Genomic DNA, 12781 nt, shown 5'->3' on the forward strand with positions numbered 1-12781 from the left:
ATATTAGAAAACTCAAGAGCTTGATATAGGCTTTAAAAGAGATGGAGTTTAAACCCCATCCCCACACCACACTTAAAGCACTGATAAATAATCAGTTTTACCATAACCACCCCACTTAAATGACGCAATGAGTCAATTGAGTGAGGCAATGTATCAGTATAAAAGTCACCATTCTGTCTACTATGGTCGTGTTTGCGCTACCAATCGCTTTGTAGTGCTTTGAAATCAGTCTTGAAACAAAGCTTGCTCTATGGGCATTAGTGACGATGCCACTTTGATTCTCAAAGCTGGCATTGATAAGAGCTTTAACTATGTAGTTAGGCTTGGAAAATCTCTTGGTGTGGGGATGATATGACCCACGTAGTGTTTCTTGTTCATATCTTCCACCAGCAACAAAATGAAGTAAGTCAAAACGCTCGACAGGCTAATGTGTTGGGTCTCTATTCAGGCAGGACACACAATAGACTCAGGAGATGGACGTGAATGTCGGAAGACAAAAATATTTAGTATTTTCAAACACACTTTGGGACACGTTTGCGCTAGCTATTTATAACACTTTTAAAATTGAGAAACGTCCCTAGAGCAATATCATCAGTTAGATGTCCGCTAATTTTCTGTACATAAACTGAGTGCCTGCCCAGAGCTTAACCAAGCTCAAGTACAACTCTCCAAGCATTACGGTAAACTACAAAAAATTTTCGAGACAAATAGTAAATATACTGGCTTACGTGCAATGACTTTATTGACACTTACTACGAATCCAATTGCCCGTCTCTTTAACAAAGAGATCGAGGTAACAGTGGACGATAATGGGATTCATGTTGCTCAAGGAGGAGAAGATGCTCACTTTAACTGGGCGGAGCTTGATCATCCACCACACCTGTCACTCGCTATTGATGGCGGGTGCTTAGTCATAGTTTCACAAGAACAAACTTACCGTTATCGTATGCTGGGCTATCTTACACCGTTTAGGTATTCAAAACGACTTTTCCCATCTTGGGCAAATCAAAGTGCGAAGCGCCTGCAAGATTTTCTCAGTGATGCATACCTTCAATGCACATCAAGATTTCTGAGAGACTCTTCTGTTGAGATAATTAGAACAACTGCCAGTAATGAATTAAAGCGTTGGAAAGGTTGGGACAAAGTACAAGGTCTCTCAGAACTAGCTCAAATCACAGCATCGCAACTCACTAATATCAGTAGTTGGAGCGCTTCGGATGTCCAAAAAATACGAAGTCGGTATGTGCAAAAGCAGCTCGCTCAATACAAGTCGTTCTTTGATCGTGTGGAATCCAACCCGCTAACTGATAAGCAGAGAATCGCTTGCGTTACCGATAATGACAACAACCTCCTATTAGCTGGTGCGGGTACAGGCAAAACCAGTGTCATGGTAGGAAGAACAGGTTATCTCATCAAAAGTCGACAAGCTAATCCTAGCGATATCTTGTTATTAGCTTATGGCCGCATCGCAGCCCAAGAGATGGATGAGAGAATCAAAGACAAGTTAGGTTTTGAGGACATGAAAGCTAGTACCTTTCATAGTATTGGCGTACGGATTATCTCATCCGTTGAAGGTAAGGCACCGAGTCTGTCTAAGCTCGAAGACAGCGCCAAGATGAAAGCCAAATGGATGCACGATGAAGTCGAGGCCTTGATGTCTGACAGCAGTTACAAAAAGGCATTACTCGATTACTTTAGCTCCTACTACTACGTAGATAAAAACCCTTGGGATTTTGAGTCCCGCGGCTCATATCTCAAATATCTCAATGATAACGACATTCGTTCTATGCGAGGCGAGCAAGTTAAAAGCTATGGCGAGCTAGTTATTGCCAACTGGTTGTTTCGTAAAGGTATCAACTACGAGTATGAGGCTAAATATCGCTTCGACGTTGCAACAGCGGAATATCGCCAGTATGAGCCAGATTTCTATCTCCCAGACTATGATATTTATATCGAATACTACGGCATTGATGAAAACGGTAATACCGCACCGTACATAGACAGAGAGAGTTATCATGCAGGTATCAAATGGAAGCGTGAAACCCATAAGAAATATGGGACAGGTTACATCGAGTTTTTTTACCACCAACACAAGAAAGGCACCCTACTCATAGCACTAGAAAAGGAGTTAGATAAGCATGGTGTGGAAACTCAACCAGTTTCAGAGAGTGCTTTGTTAGACAGCTTGGAGCAGATCGGTCGGGTAACTGAGCTAGCTAAGCTACTCGGTGCGCTAGTTGATATGTATAAAGCAGCATGCCTTGATGACGCTGGCGTAAACAAAATCATCAAAGAATCGATTGATTCGAAGCAAACAGCAAAAGCGCTTGAGTTATTAATGCCGCTGTATCACAGCTATGAGAAGTACCTGCGAGACCATCAAGTTATCGACTTTAACGATATGATTGGAAAAGCGTTAAAGTATGTACAAACAGGTCAATTCCAGCCTCCTTGGAAATATCTGTTAGTCGATGAATTTCAAGATATTTCAGAACCGAGAGCCAGGCTTGTTAAGGCTCTTAGGGATAGTGTGCAACGCTCATCACTGTTTTGCGTTGGTGATGACTGGCAAGCGATATATCGCTTTAGCGGTGCCGATGTGCGTCTTACCACAGCGTTTTCCAACTACTTTGGCTCTACATCTGAAACCACCTTAGATATGACCTTCCGATTCAATAGCTCAATTGGTGATGTCGCAACTCGATTTGTCACACAAAACCCCGTTCAGTTAAAGAAAGACATAGTTTCACTTGTTAAAGTAGATAAACCTGCGGTGAGTATCGTTCGTCATGGAAAAGATGAACAAGGAATCTCGGCATTAGAAAAGGCGCTCATTTCGATATCTAATCAATTGATCGCTTCTCAGAAACCGAGCAAGAACAAGGTATACTTGCTTGCCCGCTACTGGCACCAACTCCCTGATTTACACCAGCTAAGGACTTTGAAGCATCAGTTCCCGACTTTGAACATAGAGAATCAATCTTTCCACGCCTCCAAGGGGAAAGAAGCTGAGTATGTAATTGTACTGGGGCTTACCACTGGTAAGCTTGGATTTCCCTCAGAGAAACAAACTCCACCGTTAGTGGATGCATTATTGCCACAGGGAGATAGATTCGAACATGCTGAAGAACGCCGCTTGTTCTATGTTGCTCTCACTCGTGCAAAACACAGAGCTTATTTGCTTGTTGATATGACGGATGCTAGTGATTTTGTTACCGAGCTGATTAAAGCTAAGTACCCTATAGAAACCAACGAATTTGATGTTTCTCTTATTCAAAAAGAATCCGATAAAATTTCTTGCCATCAATGCGGTGAAGGCACTTTACGCCCCAAGTCAGGTCAGTATGGTAAATTTCTGTCTTGTTCTCTCTATCCACGCTGTAAGAACAAGGAAACACCATGCAGCAAATGTGGCAGCCCGATGAGCCGAGGTATTAAGAGCGGGTTCCAAGTCTGTATAGATAAGAGTTGTAATGATGAACGTCCAATATGTAAAAACTGCGGTGGTGAGATGAAGCTTTGGGAAGGTAAGTATGGCAATTTCTGGGGATGTTCTACTTACCGAAAAGGGACTACGAATACCTGCACATACAAGAAAAAAGGATAGACAAATCGTAACTGAACTAATATACACAAGGAATCATTACTAAAATTTGGTCAACTTAAAACCATCAGACCTCACATATGAAACTCTGATAACTTGGCATGAATATGTCATACAAGACAAACGCAGTTGCGGCATCCCATGAAGAACTTGAAAAAAAACAACGCTATTATGAATAATAGCGTTGTTAAGTACGGCCTCAGTTTCATCAAGACGTGGTGGCAACCACTTTATATCACTTATTTTCAGATAGGACCCTGTAAATAATTCTGTGTAACTGTCGGGGTTACATGTATTCCGTGAGTCGGTCTTCGAACATAATCATAAAGCGGTTTAGAGCTTGTCGCCAGTTTCTAATCGGCATCGTCCACTTCTTGGAAGCATCTCGGATAGCCAAGTAGATCACCTTTCTAGCTGATTCATCCGTTGGGAAGAGCTTGCGCTTCTTGATCGCTTTTCTAATAACGCTGTTGAGGGATTCAATGGCGTTAGTCGTGTAAATCGCTCGGCGAATATCCTCTGGGTAGTTAAACAGGGTGTTGAGGTTGTCCCAATGCGCCATCCAAGAGCGACTGATTTGAGGATACTTACTATCCCATCGCTCAGAGAACTGCTCTAGAGCCAGCAGAGCCTCATCTTCTGTGGCTGATTGGTAGATTTTCTTCAGGTCGGTCGTCACCGCTTTGTAGTCTTTCCAAGGGACGTACTTGACCGAGTTTCGCACCATGTGGACGATACAGAGCTGTATTTGCGTCTCTGGGAACGCAGTGTTGATGGCGTCAGGAAAGCCTTTTAGCCCGTCAACGCAAGCGATAAGGATGTCTTTTACCCCACGGTTTTGAAGCTCAGTCAGCACGTTAAGCCAGAACTTGGCACCTTCCGTTTCAGAGAGCCACATACCGAGCAGTTCTTTTTGGCCTTCCATGTTAACGCCTAACGCAAGATAGACCGCTTTGTTGATGACTTGCTTGTCTTGACGCACCTTAACCACGATGCAATCGAGATAGACGATAGGGTAAATTTCGTCGAGAGGTCGCGACTGCCATTCAATCACTTGCTCAAGCACCGAGTCGGTTACTTTTGATATTAGCGTTGGCGAGACATCAGCATCATACATTTCCTTGAACGTTGCGACGATTTCACGTGTGGTCATGCCTTTCGCGTACAGGCTCAATATCTTGTCGTCCATGGATTGGAATCGAGTTTGGTGCTTGCGGACGAGTTGAGGTTCAAAACTAGCTTCACGGTCGCGAGGGACGTCGATATCGACCTCTCCATCATCGGTGATAATTGACTTACCCGAGTAGCCATTACGGGAGTTGGAGCTGGTTCTGGATTGGTGTTTTTGATATCCAAGGTGCTCATCGAGTTCAGCGTTTAACGCCGTTTCAACGGTCACCTTGGTTAACATTTTTCGGAAGTCATCAAGATCAGATTCAGTCTTAATTGACTTTGCTGCTTCACGAGCAAAAGCTTCGAGTGCTTTCTTATCCATATTGTCCGTCCTTAGCCTTTAAGGCTTAAGTCTAGACAGTTACACAGAATTCGGGACACTCTCTCAGATAGCTTTAAAGTGGTAATGAGGCTCTTTCTCAGAAAAATGGATGAGCACTTGCTCTGCCACCTCAAAGCGAAACACTGTCCCAGATTTGGCTTGAGTCACCCAATTTTTCTTACTACCACCGCTTGTGAAGCCGCCCGCTACGACACCCACCCCTTCTTCAACTCTTGCTCCTGAATCACGGTCAAATGCGCGTGCGACTGGGTAACCAAGGCAACACAGTGTCCCCTTTTCTTCGTACACATCATAGTCATCATGAATCGTCACTTCGACGGGTACGAGAGAGGAATTGAAAATATAAGCCAGTTCATCAACCTTTTCTTCGATAAGGCCGCTAAAAACCCAACACTCACTGGACTTATCCCATTGTCCACCCAGAGCGCGGCATTTATCAACGAGATAAGTATTGTAAGTGCTGTTTAAAGTAATAAAACCAGACTCATTTTGCCCCTCAATCGAGGATTTAAGTTTGAATATGAGGTCGGTTCCATACTTTGAACGAATAGAGATATCTTCGACATCCAGCAGTTGCGTACCGATTGAGAGATTCTGGGACAGCTCATCGATTAAGATTCTGCACTTGTAGCCGTTAAGCGATGCAGCAAAATACTTTCGATTTTTCTTTAAGACGTTAAACTCTTTCATGTTTCCTCCGAAGTAATAATGAGTGACAACGTAATAACTTTTGTTGATGGCTTTCAGCCACTTATCTTGTTTTTATCGTTATTATTTTTGCTGTTATATTATTATTCAGAGCTTTCAAAGAGCAGATCGATTTGGAAGCCTTATCAAGCTAACTTAGCCTGCACTTTAATGTCAAGAGTTTTTTATCCTCCTCAGATTGAGCGCAAAAGTCGTTGAAAATCTTGCAATTACCACTGAAGTTGAGCAAGCTCTGTGCAACGTATGCACAGAACTAAAAGATAGATTATTGAAAGTTCATGTACTGCAATAACGGATTCGCTTGTTTAAGCGCTTGTCGCTGCGCAAGAAGCTCAGATACAACTCGCTTTTTATCTTCTCCCAAAGCGCATGCAATAAGAAACGCATCGACTTCATGCGACATGAATCCCACAGCCTTGGGACCCAGTTGCACGGCGGGCGGAAATGTGCCATCGTTTATACGTCTGTGAAGCGTGGCTTGGGATAAGCCAACGCGTTTTAATACATCGACTTTTTTTTCTATTTTTAATTGGTTGATTGGGTGTATAAGCGTCATTGGACGCCTCCGTTCTTTTTATTATTATGACTCAAGGAGTCGTTGCAAATATAATATTCGTATTTAGAAGTAAAAAGCAATCACTTTTTTGCTTTTATTTCATGAGGTAAAATATACAAACTCTATATATTTAACAACGCACAAAATATACATGCAACATATATTGGATATCACACAATATAACCACGCAAAGCAATCAAAATAAAGACACAATAAATACATCCTTTATTTTAATTTAACTCAGCCATCACGAACACACTTCCTTTTGTTGTTACTTCTTAACTTAAATCATATAACATCTGTCCCGACAACTACCTACTGACTTTCAGTGAGATGGCGTAAAAGCGGATGAAAGCGGCTGAGACGTAGTGAGAGTGCGGCGCAAATTCCTTGTCGCAAACGGCATTTTCGATGTCGTAACCCGCACTTTCCCTGTCGCATGCGACAAGTTCCTTATCATATTCCCCAGTTGAACTCCGTATTATACCGACCATCACACAAAATATATTCTACTTATTTAAATAAGCACATTTAATATTATAAATTATATTGTTATAATAAAAACAGATAGAACAAAAATAGTAACAAGCTGATATCGCTCGTTCTTATTTGTTCCAAATAAACGCACGAAAACTTGCCCTACTTAGTAGGGTTGCGATAACAGCCTTCGGCGTTATCGCTAAAAACAATACACTCTAAATAATTAAAATAATAAATAGAGAATTAAAAAATGGACATTAATATAAATACAGTCGCAGCGGCTGTTATTCGCTGCACCTCCAGAAAACAAAAGCAACATCTAACATCATGGATGGAATATCATGACTATTCCGTTGATGAATTAACGACCCTACTCCCAGGGGTTTTACCTTCCCCAATTGAATCAGGTGTCAGTATCAAGGAGCAGCAAGCATTTATCACGACATTTGCTCATACCCTATTCATCCACCAACATCCTCAAACGTCTTCCAATCAAGATGAACTTTTGCAGGTAAAAGCCCTCATTCGTACCGTTAAAGCCAATTTCAAGAAACAACGAAAAACTGACAAAGAGCTGTATTGCAGAGCAGTAAAAACCAATCTAACAGAAAGCGAATACCAACAGTTTCTTGAAGTCATGCATAGCTATAACTATAAATCCGCTAGTCGGTTCCTGAGAGATGTCATAACTCAAAAACTCACAGTCAAACCTCAACGCAGTGATGAAATCACAGAGTACTTTAAGCAAACAAAGCGCATCGCCACAGTGATGGAGTCACTCATTGAACAAGATAACCCCCTTTACGACCATGAAACTGCCCGCCAACTGGGTGATGCTCTATATGAACTAAAGCAGAATTTACAACTCATCCGAAACCTCGCTATCGATGCACATAATTCTCAAACTGCCGAGCTGTTAGCAATGCAATTTCTGGATAGCCGTGCCTTACGTGAGCTTTACCGTCGCAAACTTGAACAAGAGAACGCCAGTGATGATATTTGAGGAATTGAAATGTAAGAATGATAAACAAACGGTGCATGATGCTACGCAGTTAGTTCAATATGGCGCCAAGCAAAATGACGACGTCACGCTGTTGGTCGAGTATTCTTCAAGTCACTCCAAGGGTGATGAACTCGGGGGAACATCGCAGTTTATCTGCGCCAACGAAATCGCTTCGGTTCCCCTGAATGCAAGAAACCAAGATGCCCGAGACATTGATTGGAGCCGTGCGATTGCTGAACTACAAAGCGCTCACCTAGCTAACCCTAATACGAAACAACCCTTCCGCCATTTTGTTGTCTCCCTCGCAGAGGGGGAACAGTTACCCCTAACCCAATGGCGAAACACGATTAAGAAGCTGATGGACCATTTAGGATATGAGCATGCTCGTTATATCGTTTTTAAGCACTCCGATACCGACAATGAACACGTCCATATTGTAGCGTCTACGACTGATTTACTTACTGGAAAAATCATTTCTAACTGGCAATCGCACCTCAAAGCCCAAGAAATCATGAGGGAGCAAGAAGTTACGCTAGGGTTACAAGCATTACAAAGCTCAGGGGAACTCCACTCAAGTTACGACACTGATGTACAAGGCGAAAAAGAGAAAACGGTGATTCGTATGATGAGAAGAAAAGTTGATACTGCAATTCGTACTTTGCAGCCCTCTTGCTCGTTGACTCTGTTTGAAATGGCATTGCTCAAACAAGGAATTGAAATAGAGCTAATACCAGACAAAACAAACTCTCGATTTAAAGGTATTGCTTATCGATTTCATCAATATCGCTTTGCAGCATCCTCGCTACGAAGTGGCAATAAGTATACATTAGGTAAACTGATTCAAAATGGCGTACTGAACGCTTCATGCCTTGAAAGCACCAATTACAACAAGTGCAAAATTGAAGTGGATCAAGCCATCATTCATTTTGAGACGATTCGGAAACAGGCGATTGAACACGCTGATAAACTCAAGAAACAACTAGAGGAATACGAGCATCAGCAGTATCGTTACCTGCTGTTCTCGTTTTCTCGTGCTCATGAAGCTGCTCAGCAATCACAAATGGAGTATTGGTTTGAATATGCAAAGCGTATACGTTCAACCCGTGACAAAGCGATTGTAAGAGCTATTTATGAGTGTGAACGGGGGATTTACACTGCATCCAGTATGATAAGCAACTTGTTTTATCATCTAATACTGACTGTCTTCGAGTATTCTTTTCAAAATAAGTTTAACCTCTCGATTACACCTTTGGATGAACTGGCAACAACTCAGCATGAAAAGAACCCTATCGTTCAACAGACATTCGGTAGTTAGAAAAGTGAGGCTCAGAGAGCCTCACTTATTGCTACTGATTACACAGAACTTTAATCATTTCAGCTTCATGGTTAAGGATATTGTCATGCCCTGCCCCTTCTGACCCCCACTCATCGTAGCTCATCATTATCGCTTGCTTTAAGCTCTCGGCGCGATTGTTCTCTTGATAGAACTTCTTCTTATCTTGAGGAGAGTAATTGCTAAGTCTTGAGTTACTGCTTGGCGAAATAAGACAGAGATTGCCAAATCGATCCACATCGTCCATCTTACGTGCGCCAGATGGATCGGTTTGCGGGAAGTAATGTTCAACAGAGGTTCGGAATGAAAATTGGAAATCATCAAAGTGCTTCCCAAGTTCTTTTTTACCTATACCATCAAACGACTCATCGTCAGATAGACGCTTCCACAATAGGTAGTCTAGTCGATTAAACACGAAGTTTTGGACGCCCGTCCCTTGATGCAAGACGCCAACATTATCCTCCCTAAACTCAAGTTTCGAACCACCACAAATTTCATCAAAGTAGCTATCACTCAGAGCTTCAAGATCTATCAAGTACGTACTACCATCGACTTCCAACCTTTCATTGTCAGTAGCTAGGATATTTAATATCCTTAACGCATCATTTAACCAACGCTTATAGACTAATGCTGGATTCGATACATGGAACATTGCCAATATCATGCGAATCTTTTCGTTATGGTCACTAAAGGCATTTGGATACTCAGGACTTAGACTATTACCGTTTTTATAAGCATTGAGCCTTAACAAACTCCACTTACGTTTTTCATCGTGTTGATCAGGCTTAATTATGTAGCTATCAAATAGAATTCGGTACTTAAGCAGTTGATACACAAAGTCTTTGGCACCAACCCTCAAACCATCGTCTTTAGAAATAAATGAATCGATCAGCTTCTTGTCATCTAACGAAACGTTTTCTTCTGTCTTCATAAGTTTTAAAACATGAAGCAAGAAGTTTGAGAAGTCGATAACAGTGCCAAAACGCTCTTCTTTCTCTCGATCTTCATCATCACTGTTTGAGCTGGATGTCTTGTTGGCGATAATTTCTCGTAGCGTCATTGCATCTTGCTTTTGCAGCTTGTTCGTGTGCTTATCTTGTATAGCTTCAAAGCTATGTGGCATGGTTTGCCAGTCGTCACCGAATACTTCTTTTCGCAAGTCAGATTGAAAGCCCATCTGCGTATAGCGCTTCATATTCGAGCAAGCATCCCAAATTGTAGAAAAGCAGCTTCTTTCCTCATCACCGAGCGTAGCCATAAACTTCGCTTTCAATACTTCATGTTTTTCTAACTGCTCGCCACGGTTATTCATGATCTCAAAGTAGTGGTTGAGATCGGTTTGCGGTGGAACAACAACTCTTAGTATAGTGACGCTTTCTAACAAGTAGTCGAAAAAACGCTTAGTTTTATCGTCTGCGTCTAACCCTTTGGTTTTAAAGTAACGCTGAATAATGTTAAAGGCAGCATGGATGTTAGGCTCTTCAGACTCGCCATTATTGTTACCTGTATAGATATCATTTAACGCTCTGGAAGACTTTGGGCGGCTATCAAAGGTTAAATTAATATTTAGCCCTTCGAGTTTGTCGGCACCCAGCACCTTACGGTGTTTCAGATACGCTAATAATATAGAGAGCGTGGTATGTCTTTGCTGTCCATCAATGGTTTCGTACACTACATCAGTTTGGTGCATGTGATTTGTACGCTGATAAACGACGAGGCTACCCAGATAATATTTAGCTTGTTGGGCAGTAGCTGTTTCATCAGATTGAGTAATAAGCCCTGCGGCATCACTGATATCTTGAATTAGCTGCTCAATCTCTGTCGCACCCCAAGCGTAGTTACGCTGGTAGATAGGAATTACATATTGAGTTTTACTATCGAAAAGGTCTTTAACTGATAACTGTTCTACTTGGTTCGAATCACTCATTTACACTTCCCGATTTCATTGCTTCAATTGATGCCTGCACGTCCTCAGCGTTATTGAACTTAGGTTCTTGGATATAACGGGGCTGATAGTTCAGTACCTGCTGAGGGTGAACGGCTTTGCTAATAGCCCTGAAGAGTCCACTTCGAGCTTTGGCGTGATTATCTACCGACTCCATACCAATACGCTGCAAATCAAGACGTAAGAAATACGCCCAGCGATAACAGATCTGTGCTGCTTTATCTAATTCCACATCACCAAACTTATCGTAGTAGTACATCACCGCACACAAGAACAGGTTTCGCACATAGCTATCCCCTTTGCGGTTACTGCCACTGTATTTTGTGTGCTCCTTTACAAATGAAGCTAGCCTTGCATCCTTGCCAACAAACAACTTAGAGTGAATCGCCATATAGTGCTGAATGTACTCAAAGAACCGTTTTCCGTTGATCATCACTTGGTCAACTCGGAATGGATAACCCTTAGTTTGCTTGTCCCATTTTCTCGCAGGATCGGCATTGAAGGTTTCAATCGCGTAATCAAGCGCAAGCATTGCATCAACATAGGCGTACTGAGTACTGTCTAGGTTAATGCCTTTGAATACATCAATGTTATGGCGACTAAACTGGATGCCGTAGTCACCGTCAATCCAGCGGCGCATACGAAACAGAAACTCCCCCATGATGGTGTGCAAGTTCGCCGACTCATCATCAGGGTTGACGCCCTGCTCCCACAAGCTTACGTGGTGAAGACGCTCGTTTTGCTCTGTTGAGTCCATCATTTCACGTAGGTGGTAAGCCTTTAGTAGATCGTGAGGGGCAAGTGCTTTACCACGGGCATTTTGTGAATCGAAGAACTGAAACGCTTCACTCAGGTCATCCAGCGTTACTTGAATAAGCTCACACTTTTTAAGAACAAAATTGAGTAGTTCCTGCTTTTCTGTGGCAGGCAGATTCGCTACCCGTTCAGAGATAATTTGCGCATTGTTCTTGAGGCTTTCGATACTGACTGAGGATTCAAATTGGTGCTCAAGCAGAGTTGATGAGATGGTTTTCTCTTTTCCATCCAGAATAGTGCAAAGTAGCGTTAAGGTAAGAAGGCGCTGCTGACCATCAACGATGTTGAGGCCACCTTCCCCCCCACTTTCTGAATCTTTGCCTTGATGCAGTACCACCGTACCAAGCCGATAACAAAGCTTAGTACGATGGTTAAAAATATCATCAATCAGTTGATTAACATGCTTTGGCTGCCATTTGTATGGGCGTTGGTACTCAGGAATCGTGAGTTTTTGCTCCAACAACTGTGCAATGGTTTGAGGTTGATTAAAGACAATTGCCATAATTACGCCACCTACTCAATAATAGCTTCAGTTAGATACAGTTGAGTAGCTTGAAACTCTTTTAAGCGAGCTTTATGTTGGTCGCATAGTATCACTGACTCTTTAAACGCAGACAGAATAATCCTAGTTATAATATCAATTTTATATAGCTTAGCTTTGTTGATGCTGGTGACCATTTTGTGCGTTCGCTCAGTTTATCTTTTCTAATCAGTATACCGTAATCAACATATGAATCCGATAGTCTATCGATAAGCATAACGTGCTGTTATGCATAAAAAAGTAAAAGGATTCCACTGAGCAACAACTCAGTGGAATATG

At 42.1% G+C, this 12781-nt stretch carries 8 protein-coding genes; 3 read left to right on the forward strand and 5 right to left on the reverse strand.

The genetic code is table 11. The features are described from left to right. The first annotated feature begins 733 nt into the window (after positions 1 to 733). Positions 734 to 3607, forward strand: coding sequence for a UvrD-helicase domain-containing protein (locus ACWPOD_RS21585; protein WP_456232212.1), 2874 nt, complete (start codon positions 734 to 736; stop codon positions 3605 to 3607). A 283-nt stretch (positions 3608 to 3890) separates the two neighbouring features. On the opposite strand, the gene ACWPOD_RS21590 is transcribed toward ACWPOD_RS21585, so the two are convergent. The 3 genes from ACWPOD_RS21590 to ACWPOD_RS21600 all read right to left on the reverse strand — a co-directional run bounded on the left by ACWPOD_RS21590 (position 3891) and on the right by ACWPOD_RS21600 (position 6384). Beyond that, positions 3891 to 5099, reverse strand: a complete 1209-nt coding sequence (locus tag ACWPOD_RS21590; RefSeq protein WP_456232213.1) for an IS256 family transposase — start codon at positions 5097 to 5099, stop codon at positions 3891 to 3893. A 63-nt stretch (positions 5100 to 5162) separates the two neighbouring features. Then, positions 5163 to 5810 carry a hypothetical protein gene (locus ACWPOD_RS21595; RefSeq protein WP_120416713.1) on the reverse strand — a complete coding sequence of 216 codons (648 nt, stop codon included), beginning with the start codon at positions 5808 to 5810 and terminating at the stop codon, positions 5163 to 5165. 283 nt (positions 5811 to 6093) lie between these two features. Continuing rightward, a complete protein-coding gene (locus ACWPOD_RS21600) occupies positions 6094 to 6384 on the reverse strand; it encodes a helix-turn-helix transcriptional regulator (protein ID WP_065871663.1) in 291 nt (96 codons plus the stop codon). A gap of 730 nt (positions 6385 to 7114) precedes the next feature. Here ACWPOD_RS21600 and ACWPOD_RS21605 point away from each other — a divergent pair. After that, positions 7115 to 7867, forward strand: coding sequence for a chromosome segregation ATPase (locus tag ACWPOD_RS21605; protein ID WP_456232214.1), 753 nt, complete (start codon positions 7115 to 7117; stop codon positions 7865 to 7867). Beyond that, positions 7857 to 9182, forward strand: coding sequence for a relaxase/mobilization nuclease domain-containing protein (locus ACWPOD_RS21610; protein ID WP_456232227.1), 1326 nt, complete (start codon positions 7857 to 7859; stop codon positions 9180 to 9182). The genes ACWPOD_RS21605 and ACWPOD_RS21610 overlap by 11 nt, the downstream gene beginning before the upstream one ends. A 31-nt stretch (positions 9183 to 9213) precedes the next feature. Here the strand turns inward: ACWPOD_RS21610 and ACWPOD_RS21615 are convergent, their stop codons facing one another. Together ACWPOD_RS21615 and ACWPOD_RS21620 are read right to left on the reverse strand one after the other, a co-directional pair. Further along, positions 9214 to 11127: a DUF262 domain-containing protein gene (locus ACWPOD_RS21615; protein WP_456232215.1), complete on the reverse strand. Its 1914-nt coding sequence runs from the start codon at positions 11125 to 11127 to the stop codon at positions 9214 to 9216. Next, a complete protein-coding gene (locus tag ACWPOD_RS21620; RefSeq protein ID WP_456232216.1) occupies positions 11120 to 12463 on the reverse strand; it encodes a DUF262 domain-containing protein in 1344 nt (447 codons plus the stop codon). Before ACWPOD_RS21620 ends, ACWPOD_RS21615 begins: the two co-directional genes overlap by 8 nt. Positions 12464 to 12781: the final 318 nt, after the last annotated feature.

The sequence above is a fragment of the Vibrio sp. JZG120 genome (assembly GCF_053890955.1).